The sequence below is a fragment of the Streptomyces sp. GL_148 genome, from assembly GCF_057834205.1.
The window spans coordinates 4,103,633-4,121,444 of the sequence record NZ_CM174396.1 but is presented as its reverse complement, the minus strand read 5'-3'; the positions used below and the strand labels follow the sequence as shown (position 1 = coordinate 4,121,444).

18 protein-coding genes and 1 riboswitch are annotated in these 17,812 nt (G+C 71.4%); of the genes, 12 read left to right on the top strand and 6 right to left on the bottom strand.

The window, feature by feature from the left end; genetic code table 11:
• Nucleotides 1-33 precede the first annotated feature (33 nt).
• The 3 genes from AC3IYI_RS18925 to AC3IYI_RS18915 form a co-directional block, all read right to left on the bottom strand.
• Nucleotides 34-957: a 1-phosphofructokinase family hexose kinase gene (locus AC3IYI_RS18925; protein WP_489411294.1), complete on the bottom strand. Its 924-nt coding sequence runs from the start codon at nucleotides 955-957 to the stop codon at nucleotides 34-36.
• A 97-nt stretch (nucleotides 958-1,054) separates the two neighbouring features.
• Entirely contained in the window at nucleotides 1,055-2,224 is a 1,170-nt protein-coding gene (gene nagA, locus AC3IYI_RS18920; protein ID WP_489411293.1) for an N-acetylglucosamine-6-phosphate deacetylase, read from the bottom strand.
• The gene (locus AC3IYI_RS18915; RefSeq protein ID WP_243339592.1) at nucleotides 2,224-3,117 is read right to left on the bottom strand and encodes an ROK family protein; all 894 of its coding nucleotides are present in this window, start codon (nucleotides 3,115-3,117) and stop codon (nucleotides 2,224-2,226) included. Before AC3IYI_RS18915 ends, nagA begins: the two co-directional genes overlap by 1 nt.
• 313 nt (nucleotides 3,118-3,430) lie before the next feature.
• Between AC3IYI_RS18915 and AC3IYI_RS18910 the strand changes: the two genes are divergently transcribed.
• Genes AC3IYI_RS18910 through otsB form a run of 3 tightly spaced genes read left to right on the top strand, consistent with a single transcriptional unit; the run spans nucleotide 3,431 to nucleotide 5,951 of the window.
• On the top strand, nucleotides 3,431-4,747 hold the full coding sequence (locus AC3IYI_RS18910) for an extracellular solute-binding protein (RefSeq protein WP_489411292.1): 1,317 nt from the start codon (nucleotides 3,431-3,433) through the stop codon (nucleotides 4,745-4,747).
• 46 nt (nucleotides 4,748-4,793) lie between these two features.
• On the top strand, nucleotides 4,794-5,045 hold the full coding sequence (locus tag AC3IYI_RS18905; RefSeq protein WP_266907402.1) for a DUF3263 domain-containing protein: 252 nt from the start codon (nucleotides 4,794-4,796) through the stop codon (nucleotides 5,043-5,045).
• A 54-nt stretch (nucleotides 5,046-5,099) separates the two neighbouring features.
• The gene (gene otsB / locus AC3IYI_RS18900) at nucleotides 5,100-5,951 is read left to right on the top strand and encodes a trehalose-phosphatase (protein WP_489411291.1); all 852 of its coding nucleotides are present in this window, start codon (nucleotides 5,100-5,102) and stop codon (nucleotides 5,949-5,951) included.
• A 606-nt stretch (nucleotides 5,952-6,557) separates the two neighbouring features.
• Here the strand turns inward: otsB and AC3IYI_RS18895 are convergent.
• Together AC3IYI_RS18895 and AC3IYI_RS18890 are read right to left on the bottom strand one after the other, a co-directional pair.
• Nucleotides 6,558-8,018 (bottom strand): alpha,alpha-trehalose-phosphate synthase (UDP-forming), encoded by a 1,461-nt coding sequence (locus AC3IYI_RS18895; RefSeq protein ID WP_489411290.1) that lies wholly within the window; start codon nucleotides 8,016-8,018, stop codon nucleotides 6,558-6,560.
• 91 nt (nucleotides 8,019-8,109) lie between these two features.
• Nucleotides 8,110-9,096: a glucosyl-3-phosphoglycerate synthase gene (locus tag AC3IYI_RS18890; protein ID WP_489411582.1), complete on the bottom strand. Its 987-nt coding sequence runs from the start codon at nucleotides 9,094-9,096 to the stop codon at nucleotides 8,110-8,112.
• 186 nt (nucleotides 9,097-9,282) lie between these two features.
• Nucleotides 9,283-9,441, top strand: a riboswitch (SAM riboswitch).
• Between the two features lie 17 nt (nucleotides 9,442-9,458).
• Between AC3IYI_RS18890 and thrC the strand changes: the two genes are divergently transcribed.
• The 8 genes from thrC (at nucleotide 9,459) to AC3IYI_RS18850 (ending at nucleotide 16,191) form a co-directional block, all read left to right on the top strand.
• Nucleotides 9,459-10,787 carry a threonine synthase gene (gene thrC / locus AC3IYI_RS18885; RefSeq protein ID WP_489411289.1) on the top strand — a complete coding sequence of 443 codons (1,329 nt, stop codon included), beginning with the start codon at nucleotides 9,459-9,461 and terminating at the stop codon, nucleotides 10,785-10,787.
• Between the two features lie 35 nt (nucleotides 10,788-10,822).
• The gene (locus tag AC3IYI_RS18880) at nucleotides 10,823-11,101 is read left to right on the top strand and encodes a MoaD/ThiS family protein (protein WP_266907411.1); all 279 of its coding nucleotides are present in this window, start codon (nucleotides 10,823-10,825) and stop codon (nucleotides 11,099-11,101) included.
• 393 nt (nucleotides 11,102-11,494) lie between these two features.
• A complete protein-coding gene (locus AC3IYI_RS18875) occupies nucleotides 11,495-11,701 on the top strand; it encodes a cold-shock protein (protein WP_008743607.1) in 207 nt (68 codons plus the stop codon).
• A gap of 644 nt (nucleotides 11,702-12,345) precedes the next feature.
• A complete protein-coding gene (groL, locus tag AC3IYI_RS18870) occupies nucleotides 12,346-13,968 on the top strand; it encodes a chaperonin GroEL (protein WP_327253499.1) in 1,623 nt (540 codons plus the stop codon).
• A gap of 146 nt (nucleotides 13,969-14,114) precedes the next feature.
• Complete coding sequence (locus AC3IYI_RS18865; RefSeq protein WP_489411288.1) at nucleotides 14,115-14,348, top strand: hypothetical protein; 234 nt, start codon at nucleotides 14,115-14,117, stop codon at nucleotides 14,346-14,348.
• A complete protein-coding gene (locus AC3IYI_RS18860; RefSeq protein ID WP_489411287.1) occupies nucleotides 14,348-14,740 on the top strand; it encodes a type II toxin-antitoxin system VapC family toxin in 393 nt (130 codons plus the stop codon). Before AC3IYI_RS18865 ends, AC3IYI_RS18860 begins: the two co-directional genes overlap by 1 nt.
• Nucleotides 14,741-14,756: 16 nt before the next feature.
• Nucleotides 14,757-15,383, top strand: a complete 627-nt coding sequence (locus tag AC3IYI_RS18855) for a phosphoribosylanthranilate isomerase (protein WP_489411286.1) — start codon at nucleotides 14,757-14,759, stop codon at nucleotides 15,381-15,383.
• A gap of 172 nt (nucleotides 15,384-15,555) precedes the next feature.
• Nucleotides 15,556-16,191, top strand: coding sequence for a hypothetical protein (locus AC3IYI_RS18850; protein WP_489411285.1), 636 nt, complete (start codon nucleotides 15,556-15,558; stop codon nucleotides 16,189-16,191).
• A gap of 50 nt (nucleotides 16,192-16,241) precedes the next feature.
• On the opposite strand, the gene AC3IYI_RS18845 is transcribed toward AC3IYI_RS18850, so the two are convergent.
• The gene (locus tag AC3IYI_RS18845; RefSeq protein WP_489411284.1) at nucleotides 16,242-16,826 is read right to left on the bottom strand and encodes a TetR/AcrR family transcriptional regulator; all 585 of its coding nucleotides are present in this window, start codon (nucleotides 16,824-16,826) and stop codon (nucleotides 16,242-16,244) included.
• Nucleotides 16,827-16,922: 96 nt separating this feature from the next.
• Here AC3IYI_RS18845 and AC3IYI_RS18840 point away from each other — a divergent pair, with 96 nt between their 5' ends.
• Nucleotides 16,923-17,744 carry an NAD(P)H-binding protein gene (locus AC3IYI_RS18840; RefSeq protein ID WP_489411283.1) on the top strand — a complete coding sequence of 274 codons (822 nt, stop codon included), beginning with the start codon at nucleotides 16,923-16,925 and terminating at the stop codon, nucleotides 17,742-17,744.
• Nucleotides 17,745-17,812 lie beyond the last annotated feature (68 nt).

Sequence of the window (17,812 nt, the reverse complement as noted above, 5' to 3'; positions counted from 1 at the left end):
AAATCCTCGGTCTGACCTGCGGGAATGGCCGAACTACGTGCCCGCCGTGACCTTCACCGACCCCCGTACCTCCTCGTAGGTGCGGGGGTCGAAGTCTCCCGCCGTGGGGGCGGCGACCGTGGCCGCCGAGAGGGCCACCGCGCGGGTCAGGCGGTCCGGCCAGTCCAGGCCCTCGGTGAGGGCCGAGAGCAGGCCCGCGACCGCGGAGTCGCCGGCGCCGGTGGGGTTGCCCGCCAGGGTGCGGGGCGGAGCCGCCCGCCAGGTGCCCCCGGCGGTGGCGGCGAGCAGTCCTTCGGGGCCGAGCGAGGTGACCACCGCGTGGGCTCCGCGGCGGCGGGCGTCCCGGGTGGCGGGCAGCGGCTCTCGCGATCCGGTCAGCTCGGCGAGCTCGGCGGCGTTCGGTTTGATCACGTCGGGGCGGGCGGCGACCCCGCGGCGCAGGGCCTCGCCGCTGGTGTCGAGGAGGACGGGCACGCCGGCTGCGCGGGCCGTCCGTACGAGGGCCGCGTAAGCGCCCACGGGTACGCCCGGGGGCAGGCTGCCGCACAGGGCCACCGCGCGGGCGCCGCCCGCCAGCAGGGCCCCGTAGCGGGTGAGGAACGCGGTCCACTCGGCGGCGCTGATCAGCGGGCCCGGTTCGTTGAACTGCGTGGTGTCCCCGGAGGCCTCGTCGACGACGGCCAGGGTGCGCCGGGTGGTGCCCGCGCAGGGGACCAGCTCGTCCCGGACGCCGGGGGAGCCGGCGAGCAGCTCGCGTACGAGGGCTCCCGTGGGGCCGCCCGCGAAGCCGGTCGCGGTGACCTCGTGGCCGATCGCGGCGAGCACGCGGGCCACGTTGAGGCCCTTGCCGCCGGGCCGTTCGGTGACCTCGGTGACGCGGTGGGAGGCGTGCGCGAGCAGGCGCGGTACGCGGTAGGTGACGTCGAGTGCGGTGTTGAGCGTCACGGTCAGGATCATGGAGGGGCCCCGGGTCTCTGTGTGTGCCGGGATCATGCCAAAAGAAGGAGCGGTCGGCCCAGTACCCCGGGCCGACCGCTTTCGTGAAGGGGCCTGATCAGTTGCCCGCCGCGAGCGGGTTCACGATCCATTCGCCGCGCCGCATGACGCCGCGGACGTCGAAGGCGGCGTCGAGGACGACGAGGTCCGCGTACTTGCCGGGCTCCAGCGAGCCGACCTGGTCGTAGACGCCGATCAGCTTGGCCGGGTTGGCGGAGATCGCCTGGACCACGGACTCGACGGGGAGCTTGTCGAGGGTGACCGACCGCTTGAAGGCGGTGTCCAGGGTGAGGGTGGAGCCGGCGATGGAGCCGCCCTCGACGAGGCGGGCGACGCCCTCCTTGACCTCGACCTCCAGCGGGCCGAGGTGGTAGATCCCGTCGCCGAAGCCGGCCGCGTCCATCGCGTCGGTGATCAGCGCCACCCGGTGCGCGCCCGCGTGGCGGAAGGCCAGCTCCAGCATGGCGGGGTGCAGGTGGGTGCCGTCGTTGATCAGCTCGACGGTGACCCGCTCGTCCTCCAGCAGGGCCGCGATGGGGCCGGGGGCGCGGTGCTCCAGGCCCGGCATCGCGTTGTAGAGGTGGGTGGCGACGGTCGCGCCGGCGTCGATGGCCTCCAGTGTCTGCTCGTACGTGGAGTCCGTGTGGCCGATCGCGGCGATGACCCCGTGCTCGGCGAGCAGGCGTACGGAGTCCAGGCCGCCGGGGAGTTCGGTGGCGAGGGTGAACATGCGGGCGGCGCCGTGCGAGGCGTCGATCAGCTTGCGGACCTCGGCCGGGTCGGGGTCGCGCAGGAGGTCTTCCGCGTGCGCGCCCTTGCGGCAGGGGCTGATGAAGGGCCCCTCGAAGTGGATGCCGGCGATGTCGCCCTGCTGGGTCAGCTCGGCGAGCAGTCCGGCGCGGCGGGCCAGCTCGTCCAGGTCGCCGGTGACGGTGGAGGCGACCAGGGTGGTGGTGCCGTGCTCGCGGTGGGTCCGTACGCCCTTGAGCACTTCTTCGGCGGTGCCGGAGGTGAAGGAGGCGCCGCCGCCGCCGTGGTTGTGCATGTCGACGAAGCCGGGGACGATCAGGCACCCGGAGAGGTCGACGACGGCCGCGTTCTCCTCCGCGCTGCCGGCGATGCGCTCCCCGTCGACGATGAGGCGTCCGCCCTTGACGATGCCCGTGGGCAGCACCACGTCGGCGCCGGTGAGAACGGTGCTGCGGCCCACATGTGCGCTTCCGGACATCAGGCAGGTACCTCCGTGGCGAGTAGATCCCAGGCGAGCAGCCCTGCACCCAGGCATCCGGCGGTGTCCCCTAGGGCCGCCGGAACGATGTGGGGCAGCCGCTGGAACGTCACGCGTTCCTCCACGGCCGTCCGTAGTGGTGTGAACAAGGTTTCCCCGGCCTCGGCCAGTCCGCCACCGATGATCAGCGTGCGCGGGTCCAGCAGGGTGATCGCGGTGACCAGCCCGTCGGCGAGGGCGCCGATGGCGGCGAGCCAGACCTCCAGGGCGCGCTCGTCGCCGGATTCGACGGCCTTGGCGCAGTCCGCGGCGTCCGCGTCGGGGTCGCCGGAGGCAGCCGCCCAGGCGCGGCTGACGGCGGAGGCGGAGGCGAGGGTCTCCAGGCAGCCGCGCTGGCCGCAGCCGCAGGCGGGGCCGCCCGGGCGGACCACGATGTGGCCGATCTCGCCCGCGTACCCGTGCGCGCCGGCCTCGATGCGGCCGGCGATGCCGATGGCTCCGGCGATGCCGGTGCCGAGGGGGACGAACAGGAAGCGGTCGGCGCCGCGGCCCGCGCCGATGCGGCCTTCGGCGAGTCCGCCCGTGCGGACGTCGTGGCCCAGCGCGACCGGGATCCCGCCGAGGCGTCTGCCGAGCAGTTCGCGCATGGGGACGTCGCGCCAGCCCAGGTTCGCCGCGTAGACGGCGATCCCGTTCTCGGCGTCGACGATGCCGGGGACGGCCACGCCGGCCGCGGAGGCGGTGGTGGCGAAGCGCTCCCGGCCGAGGTCGAGGAGCTCGGCGGCGAAGTCCTGGATCGTCTCGACGACGGCTTCGGCGCCCCGCTCGCGGCCGGTGGCGCGGCGCGCCTCGTGGAGCAGGGTGCCGTCGGCGGCGACGAGGGCGGCCTTCATCCCAGTGCCGCCCACATCGAGGGCGATGACGTGTTTCACGGGTTTCACGGGTGACAGTCTCGCGTGATCGGAGGGCAAAGGTCTAGTCCACTGAGGGGGATTGTTGAGTGGCCATACAAATTCGGGACCTTCGCCGGCGAGTGTCTCGGTACGAGGGTCGGTACGCGGGGCCGTGGGCGGGTCCGTGGGCGGGTCCGTGCGCGCGTGCGCGTGCAGGCCGTGTGCACGTTTGGGTCCGAGTGTTGACCAGGCTCAAAAGTGGTGTAGACCTTTACGCGAATCGTACGGAACAACCTGGGGTGGAACGAGAACTTTGAAGGCGCGAACTGTCCAGGCCAGAAAGCTGAACCTCGCCGCGTCCGGCCTCGCACTGTGCCTGACCACCGTGACGCTGACCGGCTGCGGCGCCGTGTCGGGCCTCACCGGGGACAACGAGGTCACCCTCAAGGTCGTGGCGGCCGACTACGGGGACAAACCGGAAAACTCCTCCAAGCCCTACTGGAAGGACCTCGCCGCGTCCTTCGAGAAGCGCCACCCCGGCATCAAGGTCCAGGTCGACGTCTACTCCTGGTCCGAGGTCGACGCCAAGGTCGCCGAGATGGTCAAGGCCGGCGAGGCCCCCGACATCGCCCAGATCGGCGCCTACGCCGACTACGCGGCCGCGGGCAAGCTGTACTCCGCCGACGAGCTGCTCTCCGTCAACACCCAGGCCGACTTCCTCGCACCGCTCGCCGAAGCGGGCAAGGTCCGGCGCGTCCAGTACGGCCTGCCCTTCGTGGGCAGCACCCGGCTGATGTTCTACAACGAGAAGCTGTTCGCCGACGCCGGAATCATCCCCAAGGACGGCAAGACCCCCTGGCAGCCCAAGAGCTGGGCCGATCTGGAGGCCGCCGCCAAGAAGCTCAAGGCGGACGGAGTCCCGACGCCCTTCGCGCTGCCCCTGGGCCGCGAGGAGGCGCAGGCCGAGACCATGCAGTGGCTGCTCGCGGGCGGCGGAGGCTACGCCGACAACGAAGAGCAGTACTCGATCGACTCCGCGGCCAACGTCAAGACCCTGGAGTTCCTGCGCGACGAGCTCGTCGGCGGGGGCCTGACCGGCCCCGTCGAACCGGCCAAGCTGAACCGCCAGGCCGCCTTCGACTCCTTCGCGCGCGGCGAGGTCGGCATGCTCAACGGGCACCCGACGCTGCTCAAGCAGGCCGCCGCGAAGGGCGTGGAGTACGGCATGACCCCCATGCCGACCTCCGACGGTGTGCCCCACCCGACCATGGGCGTCGCCGACTGGGTGATGGCCTTCAAGACCGGCCACCAGACGCAGTCCGGGAAGTTCCTGGACTTCCTCTACGAGGCGAACAACGTGACGGCCTTCACCGAGAAGTACGACCTGCTCCCGGTCACCACCAGCGGCTCCCGGGCGATGGAGGCCTCTACGGGTGCCTCCTCGGCGGAGCTGAAGACCTTCCTGCGCGCCCTGCCCAACGCGCGGCTCTACCCGGTGGGCAAGAAGTCCTGGGCGGCCGTGAGCGAGGACGTCAAGAAGAACATCGGCAAGGCCGTGCAGCCGGGCGGACAGCCCGAGAAGACCCTCGCGGACCTCGCGGAGATGGCGCGCAAGGCGGATTCCCACTGATCCGGGGCGGGCGCGGGCTGTCGTAGGGCGGAGTTAATCTGGCCGTATGACGGACGCGGACGAGAGGCCGCCGGCCGGGCTGAGCGCCGACGAGGCGGCCGTACTGGCCTACGAAGGCCGCACCTGGCCCGGACCGGGCGCCAAGGAGCGGGCCATACGGGAAGGACTGGGGATGCCCCCGGTCCGGTACTACCAGCTGCTCAACGCGCTGATGGACGACCCCAGGGCACTGCGGCACGCACCGGGCACGGTGAACCGCCTGCGGCGCATCCGCGAGGCCCAGCGGGCGAGGCGGTAGCTGCGGGGCCGCGCGCCGTAGCCGTGGCCCCGTTGGGCCGTTAGGGTCGTGCGTATGGGGAGCCATCCGCACGATCTGCCGATGCCCGTCACCACCGCCGGACGCGAGGGACTCGAAGCCCTCCTCCGCGCACCGCGCCGCTGCGTCATCGCCCTCGACTTCGACGGCACCCTCGCCGACATCGTCCCCGACCCCGACCAGGCACGGGCCCACCCCGGAGCCGTCCCCGCGCTGGCCGCCCTCGCCCCCGAGGTCGGCTCCATCGCGGTCGTCACCGGCCGGCCGGCCGGGGTCGCCGTCCGCTACGGGGGCTTCGCCGGAGTCCCCGGCCTCGAACACCTGGTGGTCCTCGGGCACTACGGGGCCGAGCGCTGGGACGCCGTGAGCGGCATCGTGCACGCCCCGGCCGAGCATCCGGGGGTGGCGGCGGTCCGGGCGGAGCTGCCCGGGTTCCTGGACGCGATCGGTGCGTGGCGCGGGACGTGGATCGAGGAGAAGGGCCAGGCACTGGCCGTCCACACCCGCCGCGCGGCCGACCCGGAAGCCGCCTTCGCGGCCCTGCGCGAGCCCCTGGCGGGGCTGGCGGCCCGGCACGGCCTGATGGTCGAACCGGGCCGGGCCGTACTGGAGCTGCGGCCGCCGGGGATGGACAAGGGCGTCGCCCTCACGGAGTACCTCACGGAGGTGGGGGCGGAGGCGGTGCTCTACGCCGGCGACGACCTCGGGGACCTGGCTGCCTACTCGGCGGTGGAGAAGCTGCGGGCCGGGGGCATGCCGGGGCTGCTCCTGTGCAGTGGCTCGGCCGAGGTCCCGGAACTCGCCGCCCGCGCGGACCTGACCCTGTCCGGCCCGTCCCAGGTCGTCACCTTCCTGTCCGCCCTGGCCGCGGCGCTCCCTCCTTCTTGACGCGCCGCTCGCGCGGCTCGGCCCTGGCGGGCCGCACCTTCTTGACGCGTCCCTCGCACCGCTGCGCGGGCTTCGCGCCGCTGCGCCGGACTCCGTCCGGCGGTGGCCGGTCGGCGGTGCCGCCACTGCCGTCTGGGGCGGGGGCCGGTGGGCGGGTGCGGCTGGTTGGTCCCTGCGGGGCTGGGTCCCCTACCCACCCTTCGCCCGTTCCCCGGGCTGCGCCCGGACCCTTGCCGGGTGCGGCGCCGTTGCCGGGGGCCAGCCCCCGGGGCCCCCGCGCCTCAAGCGCCGGCGGGGCTGGAATTGCCCTCCGGGCAATCCAGCGCGCCGTGCACTGCGTGCACGTTCAGGCTGACGCCGGCCGAATCCAGCCTCGCCGGCGTTTGAGGCGCGGGGTCTGGGGCGGAGCCCCAGGGGGTCCGGGCGCAGCCCGGTACCCCCTCCCAGCCCGTCCGGCGCTTGAGGACCGGGTCCGGGCTGGCCCGGGGAACGGTGGAAGGGCGGGTAGGGGACTCCGCCCCGCGCAGCGGCAAGGGTTGCTGCGGGGACTCCGCCCCGCGCAGCGGCAAAGGTCGCTGCGGGGGACTCCGCCCCGTGCCGGGAGGGTCAGGCGCGCAGGGCGTCCAGTTGGGACGTGAGCCATTGGGCCGGGGGGAGGGCGGTGGCGGCCACCGCGAGGCGCTTCGTGCGGTCCGCGCGCTCCGCCGCCGGCATGGAGAGGGCCGCGTGCAACGCCTCCGCCGTGGCCGTCACGTCGTACGGGTTCACCGTCAGCGCGTCCGCGCGCAGCTCCTCGTATGCCCCCGCCCCGGTGGACAGCACCAGCACGCACCCCGCCTCCGAGACCACCGGGATCTCCTTCGCGACGAGGTTCATGCCGTCCCGCACCGGATTGACCAGCGCCACGTCCGCCAGCCGGTACGCGGCCAGCGACCGCGCGAAGTCGTCCTCCACGGAGACCAGCACCGGCTGCCAGTCGGCCGCGGCGAACTCCGTGTTGATCGCCGCGGCCAGCTCCCGTACCGACTCGGTGTACTCCCGGTAGACGGCCAGGTCCTGCCGGGACGGGTAGGCGGAGGCCAGATGGACCACCCGGCCGCGCCATTCGGGGTGGACCGTCAGCAGCTCCCGGTACGCCAGCAGCCCCCGCAGGATGTTCTTCGACAGCTCCGTGCGGTCCACCCGGACGATCGTCTTCAGCCCGCCGACCTCCGCCCGCAGCGCCGCCAGCTTGTCGTCCACCTCCGGCCGGTGCGCGAGCCCGCGCAGCTCGTCCCCGTCCACGCCGAGCGGGTACGGGGTCACCGAGGTGAACCGCTTCTCCTCGTACTTCCCGCGGTCCGCGAGCAGCTTGCGGTGCCACACCCCGGCCTGTCCGTCCCGGGGAAAGAAGGGGTCCGCGATGCCGGTCGCATCATCGAGGTGCGCGCCGGCGATGAAGTTGTCCGCCCACCCCCAGGTGTGGAACCCCAGCCGGTCCGCCCCGAGCATCCCCCACACCAACTGGCTCCGGATGTCCGCCGGGAGCATCTCCAGGAACTCCCGCGAGGCCCACGGCGTGTGCGTGAAGTGCCCGATCCGCAGGTCGGGGCGGAACTCCCGGAGCATCCCGGGGGCCAGGGCCAGGTGGTAGTCCTGGATCAGGACCGCCGCGCCCTCGGCCGCCTCCTCCGCCAGCGCCGCCGCGAAGGCCTCGTTGTACGTGACGTACGAGGCCCAGCGCCGCCGGAACTCCGCGTCGAAGACCGGCTCGCGGGGGACGTCGTACAGGTGGTGGTGGAGGAACCACAGCACCGAGTTCGCGATGCCGTTGTACGCGGCGTCGTAGACCTCGGGGTCGATGTCGAGCATGCGCACGCCCGGCTCGGCGACCCCCCGCCGTACCGCCTCCCGGTCCGCGTCGGACAGGGCCGCGCAGATCCACAGCGCCCCCGGCTGCTCCGCGAGGGCCGCGGAGAGGCCGGAGACGAGGCCGCCCCCGCCGCGGCGGGCACTGAGCGTGCCGGCCGCGTCGAGGGCGTACGAGAGGGGGCCGCGATTCGCGGCGACGAGCACCTGGGAAGCCATGCGGCGAACCTAGCCCGCCTCGCCTCCGGTCAAACGTCAGCGCCTGCGTGTGCGCCGGACCGAGAGGAAGAGCACACCGCCGATCCGGGCGTTACGCCACGCGACGGTGCGCGTACTCCTCGATGTCGAGCATCGGCGGCCGCTCCTCGGTGTCCACGGCGTAGGTGTGCGGCACGAACCCCTCCGGGCCGCGCTCGAACTGCGTCAGCTCGGGGCGTACGAGGTGCCCGCGCGAGAGCCTCACCTGCGCCGTGCGGTAGATCGCGGCGGCCATCCGTCCCAGCGCCTGGCCGTCCTGGTGCCGGTGCAGCCGTACGCCCACGTCCACCTGGGCCAGCGCGTCCAGCCCGGCCGTGTGCAGCGCGTCCACCAGCAGGCCCAGCTCGACCCCGTAGCCCACGGGGAACGGCAGCCGCTCCAGCAGCTCGCGGCGTACGGCGTACTCGCCGCCCAGCGGCTGGACGAAGCCGGCCAGCTGCGGCCAGTGGAGGTTGAGCAGGGGGCGGGCCACCAGCTCCGTGACCCGGCCGCCCTGGCCGTGGCCCTTGGCGGAGGCCGGGGCGGCCGGGTCGCCGAACTCCTGGCCGAGGGGTCGGTCGTACATCGCCTTGACGAACCGCACGTCCGGATCGGTGAGCAGCGGGCCGACGATCCCGGAGACGAAGGAGGCCGAGAAGTCGCGCAGATCGGCGTCCACGAAGCAGACGACGTCACCGGTGGTGACCAGCAGCGAGCGCCACAGCACCTCGCCCTTGCCGGGCAGTGCCGGGATCCGCGGCAGGACCTCGTCGCGGTGCACCACCCGGGCCCCGGCCTTGGCCGCGACCTCCGCGGTGCGGTCTGTGGAGCCCGAGTCGATCACGACGAGCTCGTCCACCAGGGGCACCGGCAAGCCCTCGATCAGATCGCGTCGGATCACCTCGACGATCTCGCCGACCGTCGCCTCCTCGTTCAGCGCCGGCAACACCACGCTCACCGTGGTCCCCGCTGCCCGCTTGGCCGAAAGCAGCTGGCCGAGCGGTCGGTCGGCGGCTGACCAGGAGCGGTCTGCCAGCCAGCGCTCCACCTCTTCCAGCACCTTCAGCACTCCCTGGTTCTTCACTGGTTTGGACCGAAATATGATCCATCTCGCGGTTCGGACGGCTGTCTCAACCGTCCGGGCCTTCGGTTACAGTCTTGAACAACGCGAAGGTCCACCGCATGCCGGGGGTCCCCGCGTACAAACGCACCGGCGCGCCGCAGAGCGCGTGTGCCGGTGCCATACCGCTCATCCAGAGGGGCAGAGGGACACGGCCCGTTGAAGCCCCGGCAACCCTCCAGTCGGTTCTCGCGATCGCGCATTCCAGCGCCGCCAGCGAGGTCCCCGGCTAGGGAAGGTGCCAATTCCGTCTCATGGCGAAGTGCGCCATGGGGAAGATGAGGAGAAAGGGCCTCGCCATCATGGCTGCACAGTCTGTCGCAACCTCTGCCGAAACCGTTGAAATCAATACTGTCGTTGAAGCTGGCACCGTCGGCACCTCTGTCGATCTCGGTCCCGCCACCGGCCTTTCCTGTCGTGAGTGCGGTACCCGCTTCGAGCTCGGCCCGATCTTCGCCTGCGCCGAGTGCTTCGGCCCGCTCGAAGTCGCCTACGACCTGCCGCTCGGTGACCCGGAAGCCCTGCGCGCCGCCATCGAGGCCGGCCCGAACAACATCTGGCGCTACGCGCCGCTGCTGCCCGTCCCGGCGGACGTGGCCTCCAAGCCGAGCCTGAACCCCGGCTTCACCAAGCTCGTGGACGCGGCCAACCTGGCCAAGGAGCTCGGCGTCACCGGCAAGCTGTACGTCAAGGACGACTCCGGCAACCCGACGCACTCCTTCAAGGACCGCGTCGTGGCCATCGCCGTCGAGGCCGCCCGCGCCTTCGGCTTCACCACCCTCTCCTGCTCCTCCACCGGCAACCTGGCCGGCGCCGTCGGCGCCGCGGCCGCGCGCGCCGGCTTCCGCTCCTGCGTGTTCATCCCGCACGACCTGGAGCAGGGCAAGGTCGTCATGGCCGGTGTCTACGGTGGTGACCTCGTCGGCATCGAGGGCAACTACGACGACGTCAACCGCTTCTGCTCCGAGCTCATCGGCGACCCGCTGGGCGAGGGCTGGGGCTTCGTCAACGTCAACCTGCGCCCGTACTACGGCGAGGGTTCCAAGACCCTGGCGTACGAGATCTGCGAGCAGCTCGGCTGGCAGCTGCCCGACCAGATCGTCATCCCGATCGCGTCCGGCTCGCAGCTCACGAAGATCGACAAGGGTCTGCAGGAGCTGATCAAGCTCGGTCTCGTCGAGGACAAGCCGTACAAGATCTTCGGCGCCCAGGCCGAAGGCTGCTCGCCCGTCTCGACCGCCTTCAAGGCCGGTCACGAGGTGGTCCGCCCGCAGAAGCCGAACACCATCGCCAAGTCGCTGGCCATCGGCAACCCGGCGGACGGCCCGTACGTCCTGGACATCGCGCGCCGCACCGGCGGCTTCGTCGAGGACGTCAACGACGAGCAGGTCGTCGAGGCCATCAAGATCCTCGCCCAGACCGAGGGCATCTTCGCCGAGACCGCGGGCGGCGTGACCGTCGGCGTCACGAAGAAGCTCATCGAGAACGGGCAGCTCGACCCCACGCTGACCACCGTGGTCCTGAACACCGGTGACGGCCTCAAGACCCTGGAGGCGGTGGCCGAAGGTGGTGGCCAGACCGCCACCATCCGCCCGAGCCTGGACGCGTTCCGCGCCGCCAACCTGGCCTGATCTCTCTCCCTGCACACCGGAAAGGCAGTAGCGCCATGAGCGTCAACGTCCGCATCCCCACCATCCTGCGCACCTACACCGGCGGCCAGGCCGAGGTCCCCGCCGAGGGCGCGACCCTCGAAGAGGTCATCCAGTCGCTGGAGGCCAGCCACCCCGGCATCGCCGCGCGCGTCCTGGACGACCAGGGCAAGCTGCGCCGCTTCGTCAACGTCTACGTCAACGACGACGACGTGCGCTTCGAGGGTGGGCTGCAGACGTCCACCCCGGACGGCGCGGGCATCTCGATCATCCCCGCCGTCGCGGGCGGCTGCTGAGCGGCCAACGGCTCGTAGAAACTGAATTGCCCCCTCCGTTACTAAACGGAGGGGGCAATTCTGCTTGGTTGGGCGCGGTAGAGTTGGGGAAGTCCCCTCCGCTGTTCTTGCCCGCCGCATATGAGCGGGTCGCGAGAGGGTTGACATTGAGTCAACATGCAAGTGCGCTATGGGTCCTTGGCGTGGTTTGTCCGGCCCGAGTTGCCCAGGAATATTCCGGGTTTTCACCCTATTTCAATCTTTTGGCGTGTCCAGAATTCTCGTCGGAATGACCTGTTGCAGACAGCAGCGGTGCGGATACATTCAGCCCCGGTCGAGGCGTTCCGGCGCAAGTTCTGACCCGGGACCGCGAAGTGCGGTCCTGCGCAAGGGCCAGTAATAGGGGAGTTAGGCATGGCTCAGGGCACCGTCAAGTGGTTCAACGCGGAGAAGGGCTACGGCTTCATCGCGGTCGACGGTGGTGCGGATGTGTTCGTCCACTACAGCGCCATCCAGATGGACGGGTACCGCACCCTTGAAGAGGGTCAGCGGGTCGAGTTCGAGATCTCGCAGGGCCAGAAGGGTCCGCAGGCGGACATGGTCAAGCTCGCCGCCGGCTAAGACGCGTTCCGTATTTCCGCTACGATCGCCAAGTCCCGTGAGGGGCAGGGCGAGAAGACGCCCTGTGGGAGTCAACCGCACCGTGTCCGTCCCCGGCTCGCCGGTACGGATCACGCGGCAGTGCAACGCCTGCGTTGTGCCTCTGCTCCCCGAATGCCGGACCAGCGCCCTGAGCGACCCCGGATGAGCCGCCCCCGGGCGACCACGCCGGACAGCCCAGGAACCGCCCCGGCTGCAATCCGTCATCCCCACAGGAATGGTGGATCAAGTCTTAGTCCGACCGCGATCGGCAACGGACATGTACGCGGCCACGCACGGCGGTCGCGCACAGCGACACCACTGCATGCATACGAGGGGCCCACATCCTGGACACGGGATGCGGGCCCCTCGTGCGTGGCGGCTCCGGCGCCCTTGTGGCGTCTGGGTGTTCATCCCGGGTTGGCCGAAGCCGCTTGCACTCGGGGGGGTCGAGTGCTAATCATTGGCGTTAGCACTCTCCTGGTGAGAGTGCTACCTATACGAGGACCGGGTCAGTGAGGCCCGCAGGGTCCGGCGGGAAGAAACCGCCGGGCACGCAGGCCGTCCGTCGCGGGCGCGGGCGCGGTCCGGGAGCAATCCACCGCTGTCCGGGAGGACCACTTCAGATGGCCAAGATCATTGCGTTCAACGAGGAGGCCCGGCGCGGTCTCGAGCGAGGCATGAACCAGCTCGCCGACGCCGTCAAGGTCACCCTTGGCCCCAAGGGTCGCAACGTCGTCCTTGAGAAGAAGTGGGGCGCCCCCACGATCACCAACGATGGTGTCTCCATCGCCAAGGAGATCGAGCTCGAGGACCCGTACGAGAAGATCGGCGCCGAGCTGGTCAAGGAAGTCGCCAAGAAGACGGACGACGTCGCCGGCGACGGTACGACCACCGCCACCGTTCTCGCCCAGGCGCTCGTCCGCGAGGGCCTGCGCAACGTGGCCGCCGGTGCGAACCCGATGGCCCTCAAGCGCGGTATCGAGAAGGCCGTCGAGGCCGTCTCCGCCGCCCTGCTGGCGCAGGCCAAGGATGTCGAGACCAAGGAGCAGATCGCTTCGACGGCCTCCATCTCCGCCGCCGACACCCAGATCGGCGAGCTCATCGCCGAGGCCATGGACAAGGTCGGCAAGGAAGGCGTCATCACGGTCGAGGAGTCGCAGACCTTCGGCCTGGAGCTCGAGCTCACCGAGGGCATGCGCTTCGACAAGGGCTACATCTCGGCGTACTTCGCCACCGACATGGAGCGCATGGAGTCGTCCCTCGACGACCCGTACATCCTGATCGTCAACTCCAAGATCGGCTCGGTCAAGGACCTGCTGCCGCTCCTGGAGAAGGTCATGCAGTCCGGCAAGCCGCTGCTGATCATCGCCGAGGACGTCGAGGGCGAGGCCCTCTCCACCCTCGTCGTCAACAAGATCCGCGGCACCTTCAAGTCCGTCGCCGTCAAGGCCCCGGGCTTCGGTGACCGTCGCAAGGCCATGCTCGGCGACATCGCCATCCTCACGGGCGGCACGGTCATCTCCGAGGAGGTCGGCCTCAAGCTCGAGAACGCCGGTCTCGACCTGCTCGGCCGCGCCCGCAAGGTCGTCATCACCAAGGACGAGACGACCATCGTCGACGGCTCCGGTGACAGCGACCAGGTTCAGGGCCGCGTCAACCAGATCCGCGCCGAGATCGAGAACTCCGACTCGGACTACGACCGCGAGAAGCTGCAGGAGCGCCTGGCGAAGCTCGCCGGCGGTGTTGCGGTCATCAAGGCCGGAGCCGCGACCGAGGTCGAGCTCAAGGAGCGCAAGCACCGCATCGAGGACGCCGTTCGCAACGCGAAGGCGGCCGTCGAAGAGGGCATCGTCGCCGGTGGCGGCGTGGCCCTGCTGCAGGCCTCCTCGGTCTTCGACAAGCTCGAGCTCACCGGCGACGAGGCGACCGGCGCCAACGCCGTCAAGCTCGCGCTGGAGGCCCCGCTCAAGCAGATCGCCGTCAACGGTGGTCTCGAGGGTGGCGTCGTCGTGGAGAAGGTCCGCAACCTGCAGATCGGTTGGGGCCTGAACGCCGCGACCGGCGAGTACGTGGACATGATCGCCGAGGGCATCATCGACCCGGCGAAGGTCACCCGCTCTGCCCTGCAGAACGCGGCGTCCATCGCGGCTCTCTTCCTCACCACCGAGGCCGTCATCGCCGACAAGCCCGAGAAGGCCGGCGCCGCTGCCGGCGGCGGCATGCCGGGCGGCGACATGGACTTCTGATCCACCCCCGGGCTCCGGCCCGACGGTAGATCGGCTGTTCTTCACGTACCGAGGGCGGCACCCCTTCCTGGCGGAGGGGGTGCCGCCCTCGGGCGTTTCCGCCGGGCCGCTGGTGCCGTAAGACGTTTCGTCTTACGCTTGGTGCCATGGCTGACACCGTGACGATCCGCACCGACTCGGAGACCGAGCACGCCCTGGCTGTCCTCACTCAGGACGGCAGCTCGCGATCCGTTGCCATAAGAGCCGCGGTGCTGGAAGCGGCCCTGCGCAAGGAACGCGCCGCTGCGCTGCGCCGCGCGGTCCTGCGGATGCCGCTGGGTGAACCCGACGGCATCGACATCGCGGCGGAACTCTCCCGAAATCGCGAGGACGAGCGCTGATGATCTACCTCGACTCCGCCGCGATCGTGAAGCTGGTCCACGCTGAATCCGAGACGCAGGCACTGCGTGACTGGCTCGACGAAAGGGCGGAAACCGGCTGGGTCAGCTCGGCGCTGGCCGAGGTGGAGTCCTTCCGGGCGCTGGCTCGCCATGCCCCGGCCGCCGCCGTGCGGCTCCATCTCGTTCTGGACCTGATCGATCTGATCGAACTCGATCCGGGCATCCGCATCCTGGCCCAGACCGTGCGGCCCGCCACCGTTCGAAGCCTTGACGCCATCCATCTGGCGACGGCGCTCGACATCGGCGCGCGGCTGACCTCGTTCGTCACCTACGACAAGCGCCTTGCGGATGCCGCCCGCGATGCGGGACTGCCCGTCGACGTCCCCGCGTAGCTGATTGACTGCCGGCATGACTGACGTGAGCGACGTGTTCATCAAGATCTGCGGGCTTCGGACCGGGCGGGACGTCGAGGTCGCCGTGGCGGCCGGAGCCGATGCCGTGGGCTTCGTGTTCGCATCCGGCAGTCCGCGTACGGTCGACGTCGCCACCGCGCGGGCGCTGGCCGCCGGGGTGCCGGACGGGGTGCTCACCGTGGGGGTGTTCCGGGGCCAGTCCGTGGCCGAGGTGCGGCGCTTCACCGAGGAGAGCGGCGTACGGGGCGTGCAGCTGCACGGCGAGGAGGCCCCGGAGGACTTCGCGGCGCTGCGCGCCGAGGGCCGCACCCTGCTGCGGGCGACGGCGCACCACGTGGAGCGCTGCGGGGAGTACGGGGAGGACCTGCTCCTGATCGACGCCCCGGACCCCGGCTCCGGCAAGCCGTGGAACTGGGGCTCGCCGGAGTTCACCGCCCCCGCGGGCCACTGGCTGCTGGCGGGCGGGCTGACCCCGGCCAACGTGGGCGAGGCCCTGACGGCCACCGGCGCCTGGGGCGTGGACGTCTCCAGCGGCGTGGAGAGCGAGCGCGGGGTGAAGTCCCCGGACCTCATCCGCGCCTTCATCACGGCCGCCCGCGCGGCGGGCCCCCGCCGGGGCTGACCGGTCGGCGGGGTCGGGGCCGGGGCCGGGGGCGCCACGCCCGGGGGCGCGGGCCGGGCGTGTGGATCCGCTGCGCCGTCCGGCCGCTCGCCGCCGGTGTCGCCGGAGATCGGCCCGCCGGGGATGGTCAGCTGTCCGACGGTCAATCGCCCCCAGCGAAAGGTGGTACCCGGTGAAACGAGCCCGTTTCCTCGCCGCCGTCCTCGTCCCGTCCCTGCTCACGGCCGCCCTAGGCGCCACCGCGCTGACCGCGACGGCCGCGGCCGCGCCCCTGCCGAAGCCGAAGTACCCGGTCCCGCACTGCTTCGGCACGGACAGGACAGACCTCAACGAGTTCCACGGAGTGAAGGAGCGGATCGTCGGTCCGCCCACCTGCCGCGAGATCTACGCCAAGGAGAAGTGGGTCAGGGTCGCGCCGGGCTGGAGCACGGCGCCCAGCGCCGCCGTGGCCGTCTACCCGGCCGGCTACACGCCGTCCGAGACCGACCCGATCGACGACTTCAACTCCAAGTTCGTCAGCGCCACGTACGTCCTCGACATCGGCACGCCGCAGGAGAAGCGCTACACGTTCAAGAAGAAGCAGGTCCTGCGGACCGGCCTCCACGGCCCCGACGGCCTTCCGTACTCGGCGCCCGTCTCGCCGTCGCTCAAGGCGCCGGACCTCGGCCCGCACACGAACACCGTCCTGTTCACCCTCAAGGACGAGCACTGCGACGGCCTCGGGTCGGACCGCGAGGCCAGCTGCCTGCCCGCGGGCACCTTCCCCTACACGGGCGACACCCCCATCACGGTGGTCCCGGCGCCGTAGTCAGGTCAGCGGGGGCCCGGTCTGCGGGGGTCCGGTCAGCGGATGTCCGGTCACGCCAGCGAGTCGATCCAGCGCTCCAGGCGGCGCCCTTCCGAGGCCATCAGCTCCGGGTCGCGGAAGGTGTTCGTGAGCAGCGAGATGCCCTGGTACGAGGCGATCAGGGCGACCGCGAGCTCGCGCGCGTCGGTGGTCCGGCCCATGGCGAGGAACTGCTGCTCGGCCCAGTCGAGCAGCACCCGCATGACCTTGGCGAGGGTCTGGTCGAGGCCGTCGTCGCGCTTGTCGAGCTCGGAGGCGAGCGAGCCGGTGGGGCAGCCGTAGCGGGCGGTGAGCTCGCGCTGGTCGACCCAGCCGGCGAGGAGGGCCTTCAGCCGGTCCTGCGGGGCGGGGAGCACGTCCAGGGCGCTGATCATGTCCGCGAGGGCCTGCGCGTGGGCGTCGATGGCCGCTTCGACCAGCTGGTCCTTGGTCTTGAAGTAGTAGTAGACGTTGCCGACGGGGACGTCGGCCGCGCGCGCGATGTCGGCGATCGTCGTCTTCTCCATGCCCTGCTCGTGCAGGACCTGGGCCGCGGCCGCGGCGAGGCGTTCGCGCTTGCTGCTGCTGCCCCCGCGCTTCGTACCTGAGTAAGTCACCTGACTAAGTGTAGACGGGCGCCGCCCCGGGGGCTATGGTCGTCCCCAGAAGTTAGTCAGTCGACTAACTCACTTCACGGGTGGGAGTCGCCTTTCATGTTCGTCATCACGGGTGCGACCGGAAACGTCGGCAGCGAGCTGGTACGGATCCTCGCGGCGGGGGGAGAGCAGGTCACGGCCGTGTCCCGCCGGGCGCCGCAGGACGCCCTGCCCGAAGGCGTCCGCCACCACCGGGCCGACCTCGCCGAGCCGCAGAGCCTGCGGCCGGCTCTCGCCGGGGCCGGGGCCCTGTTCCTGCTCGTCGCGGGCGAAGACCCGCGGGCGGTCCTCGAAACGGCCGCGGAGGCCGGCGTACGCAGGGTCGTGCTGCTGTCCTCGCAGGGGGTCGGGACCCGGCCCGGGCAGTACGGGCACCCGGCCGCCTTCGAGGAGGCCGTCCGCCGGTCCGGCCTGGAGTGGACGGTCCTGCGCTCGGGCGGGCTCGACTCCAACGCCTTCGCCTGGGCCGAGTCGATCCGTACGCACCGCACGGCCGCCGCGCCCTTCGGGGACGTCGGGCTGCCGACGGTCGATCCGGCGGACGTCGCCGAGGTCGCGGCGGCCGTACTGCGGGGCTCCGGGCACGCGGGGAACACGTACGACCTGACCGGCCCGGCGCCGGTCACCCCGCGCGAGCGGGCCGAGGCGATCGCGGGGGCGATCGGCGAACCGGTGCGGTTCGTGGAGCAGAGCCCCGAGGAGGCCCGGGCGCAGATGCTGACCTTCATGCCCGAGCCGGCGGTGGAGGGCACCCTGGCGATCCTGGGCGCGCCGGTCGCCGCCGAGCGGGCCGTCAGCCCGGCCGTCGAGCGGATCCTGGGCCGGGCCCCGCGCCCCTTCGCCGCCTGGGCGGACCGCTCGGCGGCGGCCTTCCGCTGACCGGCCCCGGCCTTCCGCTGACCGGCCCCGGCCCGGTCCCGCATCAGCCGGCATCTCCCTCCCCTTCT